Source organism: Paraburkholderia nodosa DSM 21604, assembly GCF_000519185.1.
GTDB classification, from domain to species: Bacteria; Pseudomonadota; Gammaproteobacteria; order Burkholderiales; family Burkholderiaceae; genus Paraburkholderia; species Paraburkholderia nodosa.
Map to the genome: position 1 here is coordinate 119,566 of NZ_JAFA01000016.1, position 19,570 is coordinate 139,135.

At 65.3% G+C, this 19,570-nt stretch carries 20 protein-coding genes; 9 read left to right on the forward strand and 11 right to left on the reverse strand.

All coding sequences use genetic code 11. The annotated features are described in order from the left end of the window. Window positions 1–24 precede the first annotated feature (24 nt). Window positions 25–459 (forward strand): DUF1841 family protein, encoded by a 435-nt coding sequence (locus tag A3CW_RS0123445; protein ID WP_028205743.1) that lies wholly within the window; start codon window positions 25–27, stop codon window positions 457–459. Between the two features lie 129 nt (window positions 460–588). Here the strand turns inward: A3CW_RS0123445 and A3CW_RS0123450 are convergent, their stop codons facing one another. Both A3CW_RS0123450 and A3CW_RS0123455 read right to left on the reverse strand, forming a co-directional pair. After that, entirely contained in the window at window positions 589–984 is a 396-nt protein-coding gene (locus A3CW_RS0123450; protein WP_028205744.1) for a c-type cytochrome, read from the reverse strand. A gap of 18 nt (window positions 985–1,002) precedes the next feature. Continuing rightward, window positions 1,003–1,368 carry a c-type cytochrome gene (locus tag A3CW_RS0123455; RefSeq protein WP_028205745.1) on the reverse strand — a complete coding sequence of 122 codons (366 nt, stop codon included), beginning with the start codon at window positions 1,366–1,368 and terminating at the stop codon, window positions 1,003–1,005. Between the two features lie 419 nt (window positions 1,369–1,787). Between A3CW_RS0123455 and A3CW_RS0123460 the strand changes: the two genes are divergently transcribed. The 5 genes from A3CW_RS0123460 to A3CW_RS0123480 all read left to right on the forward strand — a co-directional run bounded on the left by A3CW_RS0123460 (window position 1,788) and on the right by A3CW_RS0123480 (window position 7,155). Further along, window positions 1,788–2,639 (forward strand): AAA family ATPase, encoded by an 852-nt coding sequence (locus tag A3CW_RS0123460; protein WP_028205746.1) that lies wholly within the window; start codon window positions 1,788–1,790, stop codon window positions 2,637–2,639. 34 nt (window positions 2,640–2,673) lie between these two features. Continuing rightward, entirely contained in the window at window positions 2,674–3,846 is a 1,173-nt protein-coding gene (locus A3CW_RS0123465) for a vWA domain-containing protein (RefSeq protein WP_028205747.1), read from the forward strand. A gap of 113 nt (window positions 3,847–3,959) precedes the next feature. Further along, entirely contained in the window at window positions 3,960–5,186 is a 1,227-nt protein-coding gene (locus A3CW_RS0123470; RefSeq protein ID WP_028205748.1) for a benzoate/H(+) symporter BenE family transporter, read from the forward strand. A gap of 307 nt (window positions 5,187–5,493) precedes the next feature. Next, on the forward strand, window positions 5,494–6,453 hold the full coding sequence (tal, locus tag A3CW_RS0123475; protein ID WP_028205749.1) for a transaldolase: 960 nt from the start codon (window positions 5,494–5,496) through the stop codon (window positions 6,451–6,453). A 276-nt stretch (window positions 6,454–6,729) separates the two neighbouring features. Further along, window positions 6,730–7,155 carry a VOC family protein gene (locus A3CW_RS0123480; RefSeq protein WP_028205750.1) on the forward strand — a complete coding sequence of 142 codons (426 nt, stop codon included), beginning with the start codon at window positions 6,730–6,732 and terminating at the stop codon, window positions 7,153–7,155. Window positions 7,156–7,191: 36 nt separating this feature from the next. On the opposite strand, the gene A3CW_RS0123485 is transcribed toward A3CW_RS0123480, so the two are convergent. From A3CW_RS0123485 to A3CW_RS0123505, 5 genes are all read right to left on the reverse strand, one after another. Further along, window positions 7,192–8,310 (reverse strand): FUSC family protein, encoded by a 1,119-nt coding sequence (locus A3CW_RS0123485; RefSeq protein ID WP_051481666.1) that lies wholly within the window; start codon window positions 8,308–8,310, stop codon window positions 7,192–7,194. 228 nt (window positions 8,311–8,538) lie between these two features. Next, the gene (gene mctP, locus A3CW_RS0123490; protein ID WP_028205752.1) at window positions 8,539–10,089 is read right to left on the reverse strand and encodes a monocarboxylate uptake permease MctP; all 1,551 of its coding nucleotides are present in this window, start codon (window positions 10,087–10,089) and stop codon (window positions 8,539–8,541) included. Then, window positions 10,086–10,322: a DUF3311 domain-containing protein gene (locus A3CW_RS0123495; protein WP_028205753.1), complete on the reverse strand. Its 237-nt coding sequence runs from the start codon at window positions 10,320–10,322 to the stop codon at window positions 10,086–10,088. The genes mctP and A3CW_RS0123495 overlap by 4 nt, the downstream gene beginning before the upstream one ends. 303 nt (window positions 10,323–10,625) lie before the next feature. Next, a complete protein-coding gene (locus tag A3CW_RS0123500; protein ID WP_028205754.1) occupies window positions 10,626–11,567 on the reverse strand; it encodes a class I SAM-dependent methyltransferase in 942 nt (313 codons plus the stop codon). A gap of 130 nt (window positions 11,568–11,697) precedes the next feature. Further along, window positions 11,698–12,231, reverse strand: a complete 534-nt coding sequence (locus A3CW_RS0123505) for an energy transducer TonB (RefSeq protein WP_028205755.1) — start codon at window positions 12,229–12,231, stop codon at window positions 11,698–11,700. 351 nt (window positions 12,232–12,582) lie between these two features. Between A3CW_RS0123505 and A3CW_RS0123510 the strand changes: the two genes are divergently transcribed. Continuing rightward, window positions 12,583–13,143: a hypothetical protein gene (locus A3CW_RS0123510; protein WP_035513706.1), complete on the forward strand. Its 561-nt coding sequence runs from the start codon at window positions 12,583–12,585 to the stop codon at window positions 13,141–13,143. A 32-nt stretch (window positions 13,144–13,175) separates the two neighbouring features. Then, window positions 13,176–13,763, forward strand: coding sequence for a hypothetical protein (locus tag A3CW_RS0123515; RefSeq protein ID WP_028205757.1), 588 nt, complete (start codon window positions 13,176–13,178; stop codon window positions 13,761–13,763). Window positions 13,764–13,832: 69 nt separating this feature from the next. Here A3CW_RS0123515 and A3CW_RS0123520 read toward each other — a convergent pair whose 3' ends face one another. The 4 genes from A3CW_RS0123520 to A3CW_RS0123535 all read right to left on the reverse strand — a co-directional run bounded on the left by A3CW_RS0123520 (window position 13,833) and on the right by A3CW_RS0123535 (window position 18,665). Next, window positions 13,833–14,333, reverse strand: coding sequence for a DNA-deoxyinosine glycosylase (locus A3CW_RS0123520; protein ID WP_028205758.1), 501 nt, complete (start codon window positions 14,331–14,333; stop codon window positions 13,833–13,835). 19 nt (window positions 14,334–14,352) lie between these two features. Next, window positions 14,353–15,009: a chorismate--pyruvate lyase family protein gene (locus tag A3CW_RS0123525; protein WP_028205759.1), complete on the reverse strand. Its 657-nt coding sequence runs from the start codon at window positions 15,007–15,009 to the stop codon at window positions 14,353–14,355. 113 nt (window positions 15,010–15,122) lie between these two features. Then, entirely contained in the window at window positions 15,123–17,036 is a 1,914-nt protein-coding gene (gene htpG / locus A3CW_RS0123530; protein ID WP_028205760.1) for a molecular chaperone HtpG, read from the reverse strand. A 132-nt stretch (window positions 17,037–17,168) separates the two neighbouring features. Further along, window positions 17,169–18,665, reverse strand: coding sequence for an aminotransferase-like domain-containing protein (locus tag A3CW_RS0123535; protein WP_028205761.1), 1,497 nt, complete (start codon window positions 18,663–18,665; stop codon window positions 17,169–17,171). 194 nt (window positions 18,666–18,859) lie between these two features. Between A3CW_RS0123535 and A3CW_RS0123540 the strand changes: the two genes are divergently transcribed. Then, the gene (locus A3CW_RS0123540) at window positions 18,860–19,561 is read left to right on the forward strand and encodes a VOC family protein (RefSeq protein ID WP_028205762.1); all 702 of its coding nucleotides are present in this window, start codon (window positions 18,860–18,862) and stop codon (window positions 19,559–19,561) included. The last annotated feature ends 9 nt before the right edge of the window (window positions 19,562–19,570 follow it).

Sequence of the window (19,570 nt, forward strand, 5' to 3'; positions counted from 1 at the left end):
CCTCACCAATACGACCGACTCAAGATGTTCAATCCTAGCCGCGACGAAGTCCGCCACTTTTTCACCGAGACCTGGCGCAAGCAGCGCGCGGGCGAAATCCTCACGCCGCTCGAGGCGATCGCCGCCGACTGGATCGTCGAGCACCCCGAATATCACGCCGAACTCACCGACGCCGTTGCGGCCGCCGCCCAGGACTATTCGCCCGAGCGCGGCCAGAGCAATCCGTTCCTGCATCTGTCGATGCATCTTGCGATCAGCGAGCAGCTTTCGATCGACCAGCCGCCCGGCATCCGCGCCGCGCACGACCGGCTCGCGGCACGCCTCGGATCCACGCACGACGCGCAGCACGCGATCATGGAGTGCCTCGGCGAAACGATCTGGGAAGCGCAACGCACCAACACGCCGCCCGACACCGACGCCTATCTCATGCGCATCGAGCGCCGCGCATCTCGCGATTGACTCGCGACTGAAGCACATCTGAAAGAAATAAGGCCGCAAAAAAACACCCCGCGAACGCCTCGCCGAAAACGAGGCCCACGCGGGGTGTTTCACATGATGCGGCACGCATGGCGCGCGCCGCGCTCACGTCTACTTCTTGTTGACGAGGTCGCCGCTGAGCGACTCGATATACGCGGCGAGATCCTTCATATCGCTCTGCGAAAGGCTCTGCACCTGCGCCTGCATGATCGGATTGTTGCGGCCGAGGTGCGGATTGCTGGTGCCCATCTGGTACTGGCGGAGCGCCCAGTAGATGTAGTCGGCGTGCTGGCCGGCGAGCTTCGGATATTCGGGGCTCACGGGCTTGTTCAGGCCCGGACCGTGACAGGCTGCGCAGTTGTGACTGTCGGCGAGGACCTTGCCATTGGAGGCATTGGCCGCGTGCGCGGGATTGAGCGCGAGCGCGGCGGCCAGTGCGAGCCCGGCGCCCGCGAGCTTGATGGTTGCACCGGCAAACGAAGGCATAGCCGTGTAGGGCTTGTTCATGGGTTCTCCACCTGCCGGTTATTTATTCGGATTGTCTTTCGACGTGGCCGTTTGCGCCGCATAGTAGGCCGCGATGTCGGCGATGTCCTGTTCGCTGAGCGAGGACGCGATCGCGTGCATCGTCTCGAAATGCCGGTCGCCCTTCTTGTAGGCGAGCAACGCGTTCATGATGTACTGCGCGTTCTGGCCGCCCAGAATGGGCACGTGGTAGACCTCGGGGTAAGCGGTGCGGTAGTCGGGAATACCATGACAGCCGATACACATCGCCACCTTGTCCTGACCCGCCTTCGCGTTGCCCACGATGTCCGCGTGAGCCGTGACCGCGAAGCACGCCAGCATGGTGATTGCGCCCGTGATGACGTGCTTGCCGACAATTTTTTTCATAGCATCCAACCTGGCTTGAGGGGATTCGAACGCCCGAACCGCAGGCCACGGCCTGCGCCGCATTACTGCTGTTTTACTTTTGGGGTCGCCGTGCAGGCCGAAAAAAATCGGTCCGAGTATACCGCGACGCCGCGCCGGCCGTCCACCGGCCGCGCCACGCCTGGCGGGCCTCGGAGCGCCTGTGGTGGGCCCGCGATAGGCCCGCAGCGGCCACGCAGCGCGCTGGCGCGCTGGCTCGCCCGCAGACAACCCGGAGGAACCCTGGCACGCGCAACGGACTCGCCGCGCGCCGTCGCGAGACGGCTGGCAGCCCTCGCGACCGTGCCCCAAAGAGCGGACCCAACGATACGCGGTGGCGCGCCGACGCAACACCCCATCTGACTTATACTGGGATTTTTTTCCCAGCGAGCGGATTCACCATGCGCGCCACGCGTTTCGAAGGCTCATCGCAGTACGTCGCCACCGACGACCTCAAGCTCGCGGTCAATGCCGCGATCACGCTCAAGCGGCCCCTGCTCATCAAGGGCGAGCCCGGCACGGGCAAGACCATGCTGGCCGAAGAAGTGGCCGCGGCGCTGGGTATGCCGCTCATGCAGTGGCACATCAAGTCCACCACGAAGGCGCAGCAAGGGCTCTACGAGTACGACGCGGTCTCGCGCCTGCGCGACTCGCAGCTCGGTGACGAACGCGTGAAGGACATCGGCAACTACATCGTCAAAGGCGTGCTGTGGCAGGCGTTCGAGTCGGAGGAGCAAAGCGTGCTGCTCATCGACGAGATCGACAAGGCCGACATCGAGTTCCCGAACGACCTGTTGCGCGAACTCGACCGCATGGAGTTCTACGTCTACGAGACGCGCCAGCTCATCAAGGCGAACAAGCGTCCGCTCGTCATCATCACCTCGAACAACGAGAAGGAGCTGCCCGACGCTTTCCTGCGCCGCTGCTTCTTCCACTACATCAGCTTTCCCGATCCGGCGACGATGCAGCGCATCGTCGAGGTGCACTATCCGGGCATCCGCAAGGAACTGCTCAACGCGGCCATGGAGAGCTTCTTCGAACTGCGCAACGTCGCGGGCCTGAAGAAGAAGCCTTCTACGTCGGAACTGCTCGACTGGCTCAAGCTCCTGCTCGCCGAAGAGATTCCGCCCTCGGCGCTGCGCGCGGCCGACGGCTCGAAGTCCATGCCGCCGCTCGCCGGCGCACTGCTCAAGAACGAGCAGGACATGACGCTGTTCGAGCGCCTCATCTACATGAACCGCCACAACCGTTGACAGGAACCCCGCGCGCGAACGCCGGAGACACCGCATGCTGATCGACTTCTTCTACACGCTGCGCGACGCGAAGCTGCCGGTTTCCGTGAAGGAGTACCTCACGCTCGTCGAAGCGCTCAAGGCGCGCGTGATCGCGCCCTCGCTCGACGACTTCTACTACCTCGCGCGCATGACGCTCGTGAAGGACGAGCAGTACTTCGACCGCTTCGATCAGGCGTTCGGCGCGTATTTTCGCGGCATCGAGAAGAAGTCGGAACTCGCCTTCGAGATTCCCGAAGACTGGCTCAAGAAGCGGCTGGAGCGCGACTTCACGCCCGAACAGCGCGCGCAGATCGAAGCGATGGGCGGCCTCGACAAGCTCATGGAGCGCCTCAAAGAGCTCTTCGAAGAACAGAAGGAGCGCCACGAGGGCGGCAGCAAGTGGATCGGCACGGGCGGCACGTCGCCCTTCGGCCACGGCGGCTATAACCCCGAAGGCATTCGCATTGGCGGCGAAGGCGGCCAGCGCAGCGCCGTCAAAGTGTGGGACGCGCGCGCGTACCGCGACTACGACGACCAGGTCGAAATCGGCACGCGCAACATCAAGGTCGCGTTGCGCCGCCTGCGCCGCTTCGCGCGCGAAGGCGCGGCGGAAGAACTCGACCTCGGCGACACGATCCGCAGCACCGCCGCGAACGCGGGCTGGCTCGACCTCAAGATGGTGCCGGAGCGCCACAACAACGTGAAAGTGCTGATGCTGCTCGACGTGGGCGGCTCGATGGACGATCACATCAAGCGCACGGAAGAACTGTTTTCGGCGGCAAAAGCCGAATTCAAGCATCTGGAGTTCTACTACTTCCACAACTGTGTCTACGACTACCTGTGGAAGAACAACCGCCGCCGCCACGCCGAGCGCACGCCCACGTGGGATCTGCTGCACAAGTTCACGCCCGACTACAAGCTCATTTTCGTGGGCGACGCCACGATGAGCCCGTACGAGGTGCTGCAGCCGGGCGGCTCGGTCGAGTACAACAACCCCGAAGCGGGCGCCGTGTGGCTGCGCCGCCTTGCCGACCAGTTCCCGCACTTCGCCTGGCTCAACCCCGAGCCCGAGCGACTATGGGAGTACCGCCAGTCGGTGTCGGTCATCCGCGAGATTCTCGGCCACCGCATGTACCCGCTCACCGTCGCCGGGCTCGAAACGGCCATGCGCGTGCTGAGCAAATAGGCGCCAGCACTCCCGCCCTTTTCCGCTTCCTCGAGGCGGCGCGTGCCTGAGGGTGTCTTCAGGCCGCGCCGCCCGCTGCCGTCATATCTAAGCAAAATCTGGAGACCACCCGCATGACCACCCCCTCTTCCCCCGACCTGCCAGCGACATTCAGGCCGGGGCCGCTGCGGCCCTTCGCCGACACCTCGGTCGCCACGATCGTGGCCGGCTTCGTCGCGATGATGACCGGCTACACCAGCTCGCTCGTGCTGATGTTTCAGGCCGGCCAGGCCGCGCATCTTTCCGACGCGCAGATCTCCTCGTGGATCTGGGCGCTTTCCATCGGCATGGCCTTGACCACCATCGGCCTGTCGCTGTGGTTCCGCGCGCCCATCGTGGTCGCGTGGTCCACGCCGGGCGCGGCGCTCCTCATCAGCTCGCTGCCGCACGTGCCTTATGCCGAGGCGATCGGCGCCTATCTCGTCTGCGCCGTGCTGCTCACGGCCGTGGGCCTCACCGGCTGGTTCGACACGCTCATGAAGCGCGTTCCCGCGGGCATCGCGGCGGCGCTGCTCGCGGGCATCCTGTTCGAGATCGGCATCGAGATCTTCCACGCCGCGCAGGTGCAGACGCCGCTCGTGCTCACGATGTTCTTCGGCTATCTGATCGTGAAGCGCTTCGTGCCGCGCTATGCGATCGTCGCGACGCTCGTGATCGGCATCGCCGCGGCCGCCATGCTCGGGCTGCTCGACTTCAGCCACTTCCGCGTGGCGGTGGCCAGACCCGTGTTCACGATGCCGGCGTTCTCGCTCACGGCGGTGGTGAGCATCGGCATTCCGCTCTTCGTCGTGGCGATGGCCTCGCAGAACGTGCCCGGCATCGCCGTCCTGCGCGCCGACGGCTACGACCACACGGCCGCGCCCTCCTCGCCGCTCATCGCCACCACCGGCTTGGCCTCGCTCGTGCTCGCGCCGTTCGGCTCGCACGGCGTGAACCTCGCGGCCATTACGGCGGCGATCTGCACCGGCCCGCACGCCCACGAAGACCGCACGAAGCGCTATATGGCGGCCGTGTGGTGCGGCATCTTCTACCTGATCGCCGGCACCTTCGGCGCGACCATCGCGGCGCTGTTCGCGGCGTTCCCGCAGGCGCTCGTGGTGTCGATCGCGGCGCTCGCGCTGTTCGGCTCGATCATGAGCGGCCTCACCAACGCCATGCAGAACCCGAAGGAGCGCGAAGCCGCGCTCATCACCTTCATGGTGACGGCCTCCGGGCTCACGCTGCTCTCCGTCGGCGCGGCGTTCTGGGGGCTCGTGGCGGGTGTCATCACGCAGTTCGTGCTGAACGCGCGGCGCGCCTGACGCGGGCGAGCCGCCGCCGCGTGCGCCTGCCAACGCCGCTGGCACGTCGTGTGCGGCGCGTCTCGCATGCGTCCTGCCCGCGCGAAACGCAACGCCACGCGTTTCCGCCATAAAATGACGATGTGAGCTGCGCCCAGACGCGCGGCAAGATACGCCCCACCCGGCTTCCCGCCCAATCGGCGCGGGCCGGGCCGGAACGGCGCAGCGTCTTTCTCGTTCCGCCCGGCGCGCCCCAGGTTCACGCCTGAAGCGCACCGGCCGTTCAACTCTCACCGATGCAGGCGCGCACGCGCCCACAGGGCCTGACATGACTACCGCACTCGACCAGCTCAAGCAGTACACCACCGTCGTCGCCGATACGGGCGACTTCCAGCAATTCGTGCAGTACAAGCCGCGGGACGCGACGACCAACCCGTCGCTGATCCTCAAGGCGGTCCAGAAAGCCGAGTACCGTCCGCTGCTCGAAAAAACCGTGCGCGATCACGCGAGCGAATCGCTCGAGTCGATCATCGACCATCTGCTGATCGCGTTCGGCACGGAAATCCTCAAGATCATTCCGGGCCGCGTCTCGACCGAAGTCGATGCCCGCCTCTCGTTCGACACGAAAAAGTCGATCGACAAGGCGCACCACATCATCGACCTGTACAAACAGGCCGGCATCGGGCGCGAGCGCGTGCTGATCAAGCTCGCCTCGACCTGGGAAGGCATTCGCGCCGCCGAAGTGCTGCAAAAGGACGGCATCCACTGCAACATGACGCTGCTGTTCTCGCTCGCGCAGGCCGCCGCGTGCGCCGAAGCGGGCGCGCAGCTGATCTCGCCGTTCGTGGGCCGCATCTACGACTGGTACAAGAAGGCCAAGGGCGCCGACTGGGACGACGCGAAGGACGGCGGCGCGAACGACCCGGGCGTGCAGTCGGTGCGCAAGATCTACGCGTACTACAAGAAGTTCGGCCACAACACCGAGGTGATGGGCGCGAGCTTCCGCAACACGAGCCAGATCGTCGAGCTGGCCGGCTGCGACCTGCTCACCATCAGCCCGGACCTGCTGCAGAAGCTCCACGACAGCAACGAGAAGGTCGAGCGCAAGCTCTCGCCGGAAGCGTTCAAGGACACGAAGATCGAGCGCGTGGCCGTGGACGAGCCGTCGTTCCGCTTCCAGCTCAACGACGACGCCATGGCGACCGAGAAGCTCGCTGAAGGCATCCGCGCGTTCGCCGCAGACGCGATCAAGCTCGAAAAGATGATCGAGGAGCTGCGCGCGAAGTAATACGCCTGCGCTCCATGCAGAGCGCATCGAAGTACCGATGACCAGGGGCCGCACATGCCGCATGTGCGGCCCCTTTGTTCGACAGGCCGCCCGGCAACCGCCGTTCCCGTCCGCACTCTCGCAAACCCTGATGACACACCACTCGGTCACGCCCTTCGCGCGCGCCTAGAATCAGGGCAGCGGCGCAACCCGCCGCACGATCCGGCCCCGTGCACACCCTCGCACGGAATCGCACGATAAAGGCCGGCCAACGTCCCGTCCGCAAGGAAACCGACGATGCAAATCCAGCCCTATCTCTTTTACCCCGGCAATTGCGACGAAGCGATCGCGTTTTATGGCGAAGCGCTCGGCGCGAAGGAAGTGATGAAGATGCGCTTCAAGGAAGCGCCGCCGGACCCCGCGCGCCCCATGCCGCCCGAATTCGCCGAAAAGATCATGCACGCGACGCTCCAGATCGGCGACGCGCAGATCATGGTGTCCGACGGCGGCTGCATGACGCAGAACGACAAGTTCCTCGGCTTCGGCGTCTCGCTGACCGGGTCCGACATCGCCACGGCCGAGCGCTACTTCAACGCGCTGGCCAAAGGCGGCACGGTCACGATGCCGTTCCAGAAGACCTTCTGGTCGCCCGGCTTCGGCATGCTGACCGACAAGTTCGGCGTGCCGTGGATGGTCTCGGCGCCGCACGAGCAACCCGCCTGATCCACCGGCGTAACGACTGGAGAAGCGCGCCCGGCGTCACACCATGCGGTGCGTCGCGGCGCGCTCGATGTTCCAGCGCGGCTCGGTCTCGAGGAGCAGCGCGCGCAAGCGCTCCACCTGCTCCTCCACACGCAGGCTGAGCCAGTACGGTCCCTGCATCTGTGGCTCGGGGCAGCCCTGCGGCTGCGCCTGCATACTTCCATGGACGGGCTCGCCCGCCATGACGCCCCCGCCACTCCCCTCCACCACCTGTGCCGCAACCGTGCGCAGCGCCTGCTGCGCCGCCTCGGGGTGACGCCCGCCGCCGAAACGCAGCGCCCGTGCCGTGGCGAGCAGCGCACGGCGCACGGTCTCGCTGCGCTCGGCGAACGCTACGCGCACGAGTGCCTGCTCGTAGCTGCCCGTGCCCGTGCAGAGCATCTCCAGCGCGCTCAGGAGCGAGCGATGCAGGCGCTGCACCTGCTCGAGCCGCGCGAGCGGCACGCCGATCTCCTTGGCGACCGAGGGCATCAGCGCGCGCAGTTGCACGAGCCGTGCGTTCAGGCGCATGAAGGTCTGCACCTGCTCGTCGGAATCGACGTGCACGCCGCCCGCCACCTGCGCGTACACGCGCGCGCATTCGCGCAGATTGTCGGCAAGGCTGTAGCGCCACGAATACGTCGCGTGCAGCGGCAAGGCAAACGAAAACACGAGCGCGATGACGATGCCGAGAATCACGTTGAGCGTGCGCCAGAGGCCCGTATCGATGAGGTTGTCGCCGTGCCCCGCGACGATGCACATGGTGATGGCGGCCAGCAGCGCGACGTAGCCCGGCTTGCCGATGGCGTAGTAGCCGCACACGGCGGCGACGAGCGACATCAGCACGTAGGTGAGCCACAAGGAACCGGTAATGGCCTGCACGACGATGAGCACGAGCCCGATCACGGCGCCGAGCAGCGTGCCGAGCGCGCGTTCGGCGGCCTTCTTGCGGATGTTGCCCTGGTGCTGCAGCCCGCCGATCACGACGAGCAGCGTGACCGAGGCCCAGATGCCGTGCGGAATATGGATGCCCGACGTCGCGAGAATCGAGGCGAGCATGGCGAGGCCCACGCGTACGCTGTGTATCACCTTGGCGTTGCGGTAGCGGTAGTACGGGGAGGTCAACGCGCGCCACATGCGCGCGAGGCGCGAGCGGCGGCGCGGCGGGCGCAGGCGTTGCGCGCCGCTGCGCCCGCGTCGGGAACGGGATTCGGTTTGGGATGAGGCCATGGCACGGGCTGAACGTGAGCCGGATCAGCGATCATCGTGCACCAGAAAAACAAATGCCCGCAACTGTGCGTTGCGGGCATCGGGTAAAAAACAAGCCCTGCGCAAGCCCGGCGGCATGCGCAGGGCCTGAGCGGATCAGCCCTCGACGACGTCGAGATAATCTTCCGGACGCGTGCGATCCGCGCCCTTTTGCATGCCGACCAGATGCACGAGCGCAGAGACGACGACCGAAACCACGAGGTTCACGATCAGCGACCACACCGCGGCGTAGCCCGGAATCGCGATGCCGAACAGGTGGATCGTGAAGATCGAGCCTGCGAGCTTGAGCGAAATGGCCATCCACGTGCCGGTAGCGATGCCCGCCGCCCAGCCCACCAGCAGGCCGCGGTAGTCGAGCATGCGCGTGTAGAGACCGAGCACGATCGCGGGCAGCGTCTGGATGATCCAGATACCGCCGAGCAGCTGCAGCTGGATCGCGTACGTGAGCGGCAGGCCCAGGATGAACGCCACCGCGCCGACCTTCACGATCAGCGAGACCAGCTTGGCGATGTTGGTCTCCTGCTCGTGATTCATGTTGCGGTTGATGAACTCCTTGTGGATGTTGCGCGTGTAGAGGTTAGCCGCCGCAATCGACATGATCGCCGCCGGCACCAGCGCGCCGATACCGATGGCAGCGAACGCCACGCCCACGAACCACGACGGGAAGAAGTGCAGGAACAGCGCCGGCACCGCGAAGTTCGGACCGAAGGCCTTGAAGTACGGCGCGAACTCCGGCATGTCCTTCACACCCGAGGCGAGCGCCATGTAGCCGAGCAGCGCGAGCAGGCCGAGCACCAGCGAGTACGCCGGCAGCATCGCCATGTTGCGGCGGATGGTGTTGCCCGACGACGACGACAGAATCGCGGTGACCGAGTGCGGGTACAGGAACAGCGCGAGCGCCGACCCCACTGCGAGTGTCGCGTAGGCGCTATAGCCGTTCAAACTCGCGGCATCCGGTGACTTGAGCAGCAGCTTGGCCGGCGGCACCGCGCCGAAGATGTGGCCGAAGCCGCCCATCTGCGCGGGAATCACGATGATCGCGACGATGATCGTGATGTAGATGAGGATGTCCTTCACCACCGCGATCATGGCCGGCGCGCGCAGGCCCGACGTGTACGTGTACGCGGCGAGAATCGCGAACGCGATGATGAGCGGCAGGTCGCCGACGAAGCCCGTCGTGTCGAAGCCGAGTGCGCCGATCACCACTTCGATACCCACCAGCTGCAGCGCGATATACGGCATGGTCGCGACGATGCCCGTCACGGCGATGGCGAGCGCCAGCAGGCGGCTGCCATAGCGCGCGCTCACGAAGTCGGCCGAGGTGACGTATTGATGGCGCTTCGCGACGGCCCAGAGCTTCGGGAACACGACGAACGCGAAGGGATAGATCAGGATCGTGTACGGCAGCGCGAAGAAACCCATTGCGCCCGCACCGAACACGAGCGCCGGCACGGCGACGAAGGTGTACGCGGTGTAGAGGTCGCCGCCGAGCAGGAACCAGGTGACGATCGTGCCGAAGCGTCGGCCGCCGAGGCCCCACTCTTCGAGATGCGCGAGGTCGCCCTTGCGCCAGTTTGCGGCGAAGAAGCCGAGCACCGTGACGCCGAGGAAGAACAGAATAAAGACAGCGGTTGCTGTGACGTTCATTGCGCGCCCCCTGCATCGCCCTTGTTGCGGGTCTTCGTCTTGAAGTAGACGAGCGCGGTAATGACAGCGCTGATCAGCACCCAGAGAAGCTGATACCAGTAGAAAAACGGGAAATCCCACAGAGTGGGCTCGATCTTGTTGTAAGACGGCACCCAGACCATCGCGATCCAGGGCAGCAGCAAAAGCCATAGCCAATGCTTGCTTGATTTTCCGGCGTCGGCGTCGTGAGCCATGACGTCTCCTCGTTGCTTATGTAGTTATGCGGCCTTGCTTTGTTTGCGGTCCGCCGCCCGGCGTGAGGCGGCCGTTGGCCTCACGGACGGATAGTCCGCAAGGTCCCCGAAAGCGCTGAAAAGAGTATCGAGGCCACGCCGCACGGTCAAGCAGGGCGGACCCCAATTTGCACGGCGTTGTCAAGAGCCAACGGCTTGCGCCATGTCCCGATAATTGCCCGGAAATGCGCTATGCAGGCGAAAAAAAACCGGCCCTGAGGCCGGTTTTCTGCGCCGCAACGGCGTTGCCGCCGTTCGCGCGGATCAGATCGAGAACGTGGCGCCGTGCTGGCCGCTCGATTCGCGCAGCGCCTTCACCCACTGGTGCGCCGGCAGGCCGAGCTTGCTTTCGAGCAGGCGTGCGCGCTTTTCGAGCGCGTCAAAGCTGACTTCGAGCGCCGGGCCCGAAAACGCGAGCGCGACGCGATTGCCTTCGTGCACTTCGGGCAGCGCGATCACGCGGCCTTCGAAGGCTTCGTTCAGGCGCTTCATGTTGCGCACGAAGCTCGGGTGGTCGCCGAACAGGTTGATCGTCACGACGCCGGCTTCGGTCAGGCACGCGCGCACGGCGCGGTAGAACGCCACGCTGTCGAGCACCGGGCCGCGCGCGGTCGCGTCGTACACGTCGATCTGCAGCGCGCCGATGGTGCCGTGATTGGCGCGGTCCTGCACGAAGTCCCACGCGTCGAGCTCGCGCACGGTGAGGCGCGCGTCGTCATACGGCAGCTCGAACATCGTGCGCGCGGCCACCACGACCGCCGGATTCAGCTCGATCGCCTCGACCTTCGCGGGGCGCAGATAGCGGTGCGCGAACTTGGTGAGCGCGGCGGCGCCCAGGCCCAGTTGCACGATGCGCTCGGGCGTGGCGAGGAACAGCAGCCAGGCCATCATCTGCTGCGCGTATTCCAGTTCGATGTGCAGCGGCTTCGCAAGACGCATCGCGCCCTGGACCCACTCCGTGCCGAAGTGCAGATAGCGCACACCGTTCTCTTCCGAGAACGTGACCGGCGCGAAACGCGGCTTGCGCGGCGCTTCGATGACCGGGGCGTTGTCGAGGTCGTCGGCGGCTGCGGCAGCGCGGCGTGGGCGCTTCGTGACCTTCGCGGTCTTGCTCGCGGTCCCGGTCGCAGTTTCGTTCGACGTCGCGTTGCCGGATTGCTTGAATGCGCGGGCCTCGGCGGAGGCGCGCTTGATGAGAGTCGTCATGTGGAAAATCGCTTGCTGTGGGGGCGCAAATGCAGGTGCATTTGCTCAGGCGACCGAGAGCATAGCATTCGCGGCGCTTCGGGCCAGATTTGGCAGGCACTTCGAGCGCCTGGCCCGCACGCGGCGCGAGTCAATGGCTGTCGTCTGAACGCCCCGCACTGTTGCGTGCGCCATCGATTCCGGGCTGCCCCGGCTGCAACGCCAGCGGATTGACGCGCACGGGATGGAAATGCATGTCGATACGCGCGATGTGCAGCGCCTGCGGTACGGCAGGCAGCGGCGCGGCGGCGTCGATCGCGCGCTCGACGGCCTCGTCGTAGTCATCGTTGCCGCTCGAACGCAGCAGCTTCACCGAGACGATGGAGCCATCCGATGCCGCACGGATCGATACGATGGCTTCCGTATCCATCGGTATTTTCTTCGGATTGTGGAACATGTTGCCACCCAGCTTGCAACTCACGTAGCGCTTCCATTGCCAGGCGCTCAAGGTGGTTTCCGTGGGCGGTGCGAAACCCGGCGTCGCGACGGCCGCGAGGCAGCGGTTCATGACCATCTGCGGCGAAGGGCGCACGTGCGGCCCCACTTGCGATACGTCGTCCGAAGCGCAGGCGCCCAGCATGAGCGCCACGGGTAAAGCGATCAGGGGCAGGCGTTTCTTGTTCATTTTGGTCTCGTGTCCCGGTGGCGCGGGCGCGCACCTCGGCGTGCGCGCGACCATGCTAGCGCGGCCAGGTTGCAGCGCGCTTACGTCTGTGTGCGCCAGCGCTCATACGCGCATCGGAGTCGCCTGTGAACGCGCTCAATGCGCGCCATTGCACGAACTACCCACGCAGGACTGCTGGCGTGTAGCGGCATCGTCATGCACCACGCATATAAGCGGCAAACGCGCGAATTTCGCAGACTCAAGATTCGCAATTCAGCGCCGATATTCCTCCAGGAGAGCATATCTGATCCGACACGCAAGACCGCGAGTCCCCGAGTCAGCAGCGTTCCGCAATCACAAGGTAAAACAACCATGTTCAACACCGTGCGAACAATCGGCGTGATCACGCCGTTCCTGTTTCTGACCGCTTGTGCTGTGGTCGCTCCGCCGTATTCCCCCGACGTCGACAATATTCAGTCGCTCAAGAACGCGACGACCGCACACGCGAAAGTCGGCGCATTCGATTCCCACGCGGACACAAAAAATCCGTATCCGGTTCCCTTGCGCGCAAACAGCTTGAAGTCTCCGGTCGGCAATTCATTCGGCGCCTATCTCGCCGATGCAATGACCAGGGAATTGCAAATGGCCGGCAAGCTTTCTCCGCAAAGCGACGTCGAGATCAAGGCAACGCTACTGGAAAACGACATCGACGTCGGCGTTGCAACCGGTGCTGCGCGACTGTCGGCACGCTTCATCGTGATGCGATCGGGCACCGTGCGTTATGACCAGGTGAAATCCGCGCACACGCAATGGGATTCGGCGTTCGCGGCAATGATCGCCGTACCGAAGGCGCGCGAAGAATATCCGCTCGCTGTGCAGAAGTTGCTCGGCGAACTCTACGCCGACCCGGCCTTCGTCGAAGCAATCCAATAACTCAATCAACCATACAACGGGGAACGAACATCATGACGTTGATTCGAATCATCGCGGCGGCTAGCACGATCGCCGCACTGTCAGGCTGCGCACACGAAATTTCGCTGACCGGCGACGCAAGCACGATTCCGACGCTCTCGACACAACCGCTCGACAAGACCGTGGGTCTCGTCATTACGGACGACAACCTGTCGAAGGAAGTCATTACGCCCGGCGGCGGTGGCGACAAGGTGAGCTATCACCCGTACCACGACCTCGAACTGCCGATGTATGTCGGACTCGGTCACGTATTCAAGAACGTGACCAAACTCAAGAGCGCACCGGATGCGGCAACGATCCAGGCCAAGCATCTCGACTACGTGATCACGCCGACGATCAAGACGACGTCGTCGTCCCCCAGCCTCCTCACGTGGCCGCCCACGGATTTCTCGGTCATGCTTGCCTGCACCGTGACGGACCCGAGCGGCCAGACCGTGACCACCACGGACGTGACGGGAACCGGCCACGCGGAATTTAGTCAGTTCAAGCGTAACTTCAGCCTGGCTGGCCAGCTTGCAACGGCCGATGCGGTGACCAAGTTGCAGTCGGCGCTCGCGACGGCGCCCGAATTGCAGAAGTAACGCCTGCATGGCGCGGCTGGAGCAACCATCCGGCCGCGCTCTTTTGCCGTGTATCGACAGGCGCAGCGCTCACGCCGAAAGCCACTTGCGCAGTTTCTCCCACTCGCGCAACTTTCCGGCGTAAGGCACAGCAGCATACGCCGGGCTGCTTGACGGTAGCGTGACGAGATCGAGTGCAACGTGGCTTGCCGCCAGCGCCTGCGTACCGATCTTCGCAGCCGTCCCGCCGTTGAACGCGATGCACGCCAGATTGGGTAGCGTGGCGATCAGCGTCACGAGGTCGTTCGCCCCGTGATCGCGAATACGGCTATCGAGACTGCCTTCGCGTCTCGCTTGCGCAATGACGTCCCACAGGCCCACGCGATGCTCGAGCAGCACTTGCAGCCGCGCTTCGTAGTTCTTGCCCGGCAGCGCTTCGCCAATCACATCGCCGATCAAATGCCAGAACTTGTTCTGCTTGTGCGCGTAGTACTGCTGCTGCGCAAGTGACGCCTCGCCCGGCAGACTACCGAGGATGAGCACGCGCGTATGCGCATCGACGACGGGATCGAAGCAGCGCTTGAAGGTCATGGCAACAGATGCGGCACGTTCAGCGCGGCGCGTGATGCGCGCGCGAGGCGGTGTGATCGAGCGGGCCGCGTTCGCGTCCGAGATGCACGCCGGTTTCCTCGGCGAGCGGACCGCTTGCAAGGCGCGACCACAGCGCGGGCAGCATGCATTCGGTCACGAGCAACGGCGCGCCCGCGCGCTCGAATACCGAGCGGCGCGCGACGAACGCATGCGGCGCGTGCTTCGGCTCGACCATGATCTCGCGCGCCGCGAGTGTGTGGAGCGGATGCCGCGCGCTCACGCGCCGGCTCACGAGCGCGGAGCGCGCCACACCGCTATCGCTATAGAGGAGTTCCGCGAGCGGCCGCGTGCGCAAGCGGCGCATGGCCTGCCACACGCCTTGACTCGCGGCGAGCGGCGTCACGCTGTGCGCGGCGACGAACGGCACGCCGTCGACTTCGAGCACGATCTCGCGCACCCACGCGCGCTCGCGCGGTGAGAGGCCAAGCGCGGCGCATTCGTCGGACCAGGGCATATCGACGGCTTCGCGCGTGACGCGCACAACGACGCGGCCAAGCGTGCGCAAATGCGCCGTGAGCGAACCGCCGCGCGTGAGCCAGTCCTTCTGGTCGGCGCTCAAGGCGGGCAAGGGCGTGACGCGCCAGTGCGCGTTAGCGGCATCGAATCGAAGAGGCATGGCGCGCATTATAGGCTGCGCGGATTTCAGTTCACTGCGAGCGCGGCGGACCAAAGAAAAACCCCTTGCAGCGGGTAGCCGCAAGGGGTTTCGCTCATGCAAAGCCGCGCGCTTTAGCCGGCGCGGGCAATCAGCAACGCGTTCGTACGCTTCACGAAGCTGGCCGGATCTTCCAGCGCACCGCCTTCCGCCAGCAACGCCTGATCGAACAGGAGATTGCACCAGTCGCCAAAGTCCGCGCTATCGGTGCGCAGCGCCTTCACGAGCGGGTGCTCCGGGTTCACTTCGAGGATCGGCTGCATCTGCGGTGCCTGTTGTCCCGCTGCCTTCAGCATGCGCTGCAGGTAGCCGCTCATGTCGCCTTCGTCGGCCACGAGGCACGAGGGCGAATCGGTCAGGCGGAACGTGAGGCGCACGTCCTTGGCCTTGTCCTTGAGCGCTTCCTTCATGTGCTCGACGAGCGGCTTGAGTGCTTCGCTCACCTTTTCCTGCTGCTGCTTTTCCTCGTCGTTGAGCGCGCCGAGGTCGAGGTCGCCGCGCGCCACGCTCGCGAGCGGCTTGCCGTCGAACTCGTTCAGGAACGACAGCATCCACTCGTCCACGCGGTCCGTGAGGAGCAGCACTTCCACGCCCTTCTTGCGGAACACTTCGAGGTGCGGGCTGTTCTTCGCGGCCTGCCACGTGTCGGCGGTGACGTAGTAGATCTTCGTCTGCTCGGGCTTCATGCGCGCAACGTAGTCGGCGAGCGCGACGGTCTGCTCGTTCGTGTCGTTGTGCGTGGATGCGAAGCGCGCGAGCTTCGCCACGCGCTCGCGATTGGCGTGATCCTCGCCAATGCCTTCCTTGAGCACCTGGCCGAACTCGGTCCAGAGCGTCGTGTACTTCGCCTTGTCCTCTTCGCTTGCTTCGGCGTCCATAACAGCATTCGCCATCTCTTCGAGCATCGAGAGCACGCGCTTGGTCACGCCGTCGCGAATCGCCTTCACGTCGCGGCTTTCCTGGAGGATTTCGCGCGAGACGTTGAGCGGCAGATCGCTCGAATCGACCACGCCCTTTACGAAGCGCAGATAGTTCGGCAGCAGTTGCTCGGCGTCGTCCATGATGAACACGCGCTTCACGTAGAGCTTCAGACCGCTCTTGTGATCGCGGTTCCACAGGTCGAACGGCGCATGCGACGGCACGTAAAGAAGCTGCGTATATTCGCTGCGGCCTTCCACCCGGTTATGCGTCCACGCGAGCGGATTCTGATGGTCGTGCGCGAGGTGCTGATAGAACTGCTGATACTGCTCGTCGCTGATCTCGCTCTTCGAACGCGTCCACAGCGCGCTTGCCTGGTTGATGGTCTCGTACTCGTCCTTCGTGACCATCTCGCTCTTTTCGGCGTCCCATTCTTCCTTCTTCATCTCGATGGGCAGGCCGACGTGATCCGAATACTTCTGGATGATCGACTTGATCTTCCATGCGGAAAGCAGCTCTTCCTCGCCTTCGCGCAGATGCAGCGTGATCGTCGTGCCGCGCTGCGCGCGCTCGATCGTCTCGACGGCGAACTCGCCCTCGCCCGCGCTCGTCCAGCGCACGCCCTCGGCGGCCGCCAGGCCCGCCCGGCGGCTTTCCACGGTGATCTTGTCCGCGACGATGAAGCCCGAATAAAAGCCCACGCCGAACTGGCCGATCAGCGCCGCGTCCTTCTGCTGGTCGCCCGAGAGCTTGCCGAAGAATTCCTTCGTGCCCGAGCGCGCGATCGTGCCGAGGTTCGACACGGCTTCGTCATGGCTCATGCCGATGCCGTTGTCGTCGATCGTGATGGTGCGCGCTTCCTTATCGAAGCCCACGCGGATGCGCAGGTTCGGATCGTTCTCGTAGAGCGCGCTGTTCGCGATCGCCTCGAAGCGCAGCTTGTCCGCCGCGTCCGATGCGTTCGAGATCAGTTCGCGCAGGAAGATTTCCTTGTTGCTGTACAGCGAATGGATCATCAGGTGCAGAAGCTGTTTCACTTCTGCCTGGAAGCTCATGGTTTCTTGTGCCATGGTCGAGAGTCCTCTTTCGTTACAGTTCAAGTCTGACAAATTTGTGGCCGCGAGTTCGCAGTCGAATCGCGGCGCGCCGCCCGCCCAGTTGGGGACAGACGGCGCCGGTTTCAAGAGCCGACGCGCACGAATTCACGCTTGCGCGCCGCCGCCGCGCCGGGCCACGCCTTCGAGATAGTCGGCGAGGAACGCGGGCAGCACCGGGTCGCCGCAGTTGGCGATGTTGAAGCGCATCCACGTCGTGGGCGACTGGTGCGGCGAGAACAGGCTCCCCGGCGTGAGCAGGAAGCCCGCTTCGTGGCCCGCCGCGGTGAGCGCGTCCGCGTCGACGCCGGTGTCCGCCCACAGGAACATGCCGGCGCCCGGCGCCGCGAAGAGGCGCAAGCCGGCGCGCTCCAGCATGCGCGCCGCCTTGTCGCGCACGCCATCCAGCCGCCCGCGCAGGCGCTCCACGTGACGCCGGTAGTGGCCCTCCGTGAGCACGCGGTAAAGCACGCGCTCGTTGAGCTCCGGGCTCGTCATGCCGACGAGCATTTTCTGGTCCGCCACCGCCTGGGTCACGTCGAGCGCACTCGCGATATAGCCCACGCGCAGGTTCGGCGCGAGCGTCTTCGAAAAGCTGCCGAGGTAGATCACGCGGCGAAGCTGGTCGAGGCTCGCGAGGCGCGTGGCCGGATAGCCCGCCGGGCACAGGTCGCCGTAGACATCGTCTTCCACGACGATGAAGTCGTACTGTTCGGCAAGCCGCAGAATCCGGAACGCCTGCGCGGCGCTCAGCGAGGTGCCCGTGGGGTTTTGCAGCACCGAATTGATGACGAGCATCCTGGGCCGCCAGGTCTCGACCAGCGCTTCGAGCGCGTCGAGGTCCGGCCCTTCGGGCGTGTACGGCATGCCGACGAGCCGCGCGCCCTGCGAGGCGAAGCGGCCGAACATCTGGAACCAGGCGGGGTCGCCCACGATCACCGTGTCGCCGGGCTGCACGTAGATGCGCGCAAGCAGGTCGATCGCCTGGGTGATGCCCGAAACGAGCACGATCTGGTCGGGCGTCGCGCCGATCTCGAGTTCCGCCATGCGCGTCTGGAGCTGCTGACGCAGCGGCAGGAAGCCTTGCGGCGAGCCGAAGCCGAGCAGTTGCGTGCCGCTCTGGCGGCCAAGCGAGCGCATCGCGCCGGTCAGCAGTTCGCCGTCCAGCCAGCGCGCGGGCAGATAACCCAGACCCGGCCCTTTTTCTGGCCGCGTGGACGTGTGAAGCATGTTGCGCAGCAGCCAGACCACGTCGATGGTGGGCGGCGCGGGAGCGGCAACCGCGTCGGCGCGCGCCGGGGCGCCCGCGGCCACCGGCTGGCGTTCGCCGCCCGCGACGAGCGCCAATCGCTCGCGCACGTAAAACCCGGAACCGCGCCGCGAGTCGAGATAGCCCTGCGCGACCAGACGCTCGTACGCCTCGACCACGGTGAAGCGCGACACGCCCTTGTCGAGCGCGAGCTTGCGGATGGACGGCATGCGCATGCCGGGGCGGAACACACGCTCCTCGATGCGGCGGCGGCCCCACTGCACGAGCTGGTCGACGAGCGTGAGCGTGGCCGCGTCATGCGGGGCGGGAATCTGGTCTAGCGGTACGGAGGACATGAGGACTCCCTGGACTCGAACTGTACAGAGCACTATCGGGCCGATTGTACCGTTACTGTCTGTCACCATACCGGTACATTTGATTGCATGCGTACCGGTAAGGATTCGGTAGCGGCGTCAGCACAGTCTTCAGGCGCGCGCTCCTGCCCGCTTCCTTCCGGCCCCTGGAAACTTCTGGCTCCGATCGCCCGCCCATGAACGCCTCGCCGCTTCGCCTCGATCACCTCATCGTTGCCGCGCGCACGCTGGAAGACGGCGTGCAGTACGTGAGCGACGCGCTCGGCGTCGCGCCCACGGGCGGCGGCGCTCATCCGCTCATGCGCACGCACAACCGTCTGCTCGGGCTGTGGGGCGGCGTGTATCTGGAAGTCATCGCCGTCGATCCGGCCGCGAAAAGTGGAACAAGCAGTGCAGCGAACGCCCGCGCGCGCCTCTTCGCGCTGGACGACCCTGCCGTCCAGGCGCGCCTCGAACAGGGGCCGTACCTGTCGCATTGGGTGGCACGCGTCGATCCGCCGAAGAGCCTCGCGTGCTGGCGCGAGCAGTATCCCCAGCGCATTCCCGCGCTCGTGCCGATGACGCGCGGCGACTTCTCGTGGCAGCTCACGGTGCCGGAAAACGGCGCCTTCCCGGCCTGGCAAGGCGCGGGCGACGGCATTCTGCCCTCGCTGATCCAGTGGGACACGGCGCATCATCCGTCGCAGGTGCTGGCCGATACCGGCATCGCGCTCACGTCGCTCACCGGCTTTCACCGCGAGGCGCAAGCGGCGCGCGAGCAGCTTCAGTGGCTCGGCGCGGCGCATCTGATCGCCGTGGAGGAAGCCCTCTCGCCCGCGCTCGTCGCGCAGTTCGAAACCCCGTCCGGTCCGCGCACGCTCGGCGCGCCGGCACGCTGATCCGTCGAG

Bases quoted from the DNA above. Each gene is read 5' to 3' on its own strand.
- A3CW_RS0123480 (WP_028205750.1), top strand. From the start codon at position 6,730: ATGCAAATCCAGCCCTATCTCTTTTACCCCGGCAATTGCGACGAAGCG.
- htpG (WP_028205760.1), bottom strand. From the start codon at position 17,036: ATGGCACAAGAAACCATGAGCTTCCAGGCAGAAGTGAAACAGCTTCTG.
- A3CW_RS0123495 (WP_028205753.1), bottom strand. From the start codon at position 10,322: ATGGCTCACGACGCCGACGCCGGAAAATCAAGCAAGCATTGGCTATGG.
- A3CW_RS0123540 (WP_028205762.1), top strand. From the start codon at position 18,860: ATGAACGCCTCGCCGCTTCGCCTCGATCACCTCATCGTTGCCGCGCGC.
- A3CW_RS0123510 (WP_035513706.1), top strand. From the start codon at position 12,583: ATGTTCAACACCGTGCGAACAATCGGCGTGATCACGCCGTTCCTGTTT.
- A3CW_RS0123505 (WP_028205755.1), bottom strand. From the start codon at position 12,231: ATGAACAAGAAACGCCTGCCCCTGATCGCTTTACCCGTGGCGCTCATG.
- A3CW_RS0123445 (WP_028205743.1), top strand. From the start codon at position 25: ATGTTCAATCCTAGCCGCGACGAAGTCCGCCACTTTTTCACCGAGACC.
- A3CW_RS0123500 (WP_028205754.1), bottom strand. From the start codon at position 11,567: ATGACGACTCTCATCAAGCGCGCCTCCGCCGAGGCCCGCGCATTCAAG.
- A3CW_RS0123455 (WP_028205745.1), bottom strand. From the start codon at position 1,368: ATGAAAAAAATTGTCGGCAAGCACGTCATCACGGGCGCAATCACCATG.
- tal (WP_028205749.1), top strand. From the start codon at position 5,494: ATGACTACCGCACTCGACCAGCTCAAGCAGTACACCACCGTCGTCGCC.
- A3CW_RS0123485 (WP_051481666.1), bottom strand. From the start codon at position 8,310: ATGTGGCGCGCGTTGACCTCCCCGTACTACCGCTACCGCAACGCCAAG.
- A3CW_RS0123470 (WP_028205748.1), top strand. From the start codon at position 3,960: ATGACCACCCCCTCTTCCCCCGACCTGCCAGCGACATTCAGGCCGGGG.
- A3CW_RS0123515 (WP_028205757.1), top strand. From the start codon at position 13,176: ATGACGTTGATTCGAATCATCGCGGCGGCTAGCACGATCGCCGCACTG.
- A3CW_RS0123460 (WP_028205746.1), top strand. From the start codon at position 1,788: ATGCGCGCCACGCGTTTCGAAGGCTCATCGCAGTACGTCGCCACCGAC.
- A3CW_RS0123465 (WP_028205747.1), top strand. From the start codon at position 2,674: ATGCTGATCGACTTCTTCTACACGCTGCGCGACGCGAAGCTGCCGGTT.
- A3CW_RS0123520 (WP_028205758.1), bottom strand. From the start codon at position 14,333: ATGACCTTCAAGCGCTGCTTCGATCCCGTCGTCGATGCGCATACGCGC.
- A3CW_RS0123525 (WP_028205759.1), bottom strand. From the start codon at position 15,009: ATGCCTCTTCGATTCGATGCCGCTAACGCGCACTGGCGCGTCACGCCC.
- A3CW_RS0123450 (WP_028205744.1), bottom strand. From the start codon at position 984: ATGAACAAGCCCTACACGGCTATGCCTTCGTTTGCCGGTGCAACCATC.
- A3CW_RS0123535 (WP_028205761.1), bottom strand. From the start codon at position 18,665: ATGTCCTCCGTACCGCTAGACCAGATTCCCGCCCCGCATGACGCGGCC.
- mctP (WP_028205752.1), bottom strand. From the start codon at position 10,089: ATGAACGTCACAGCAACCGCTGTCTTTATTCTGTTCTTCCTCGGCGTC.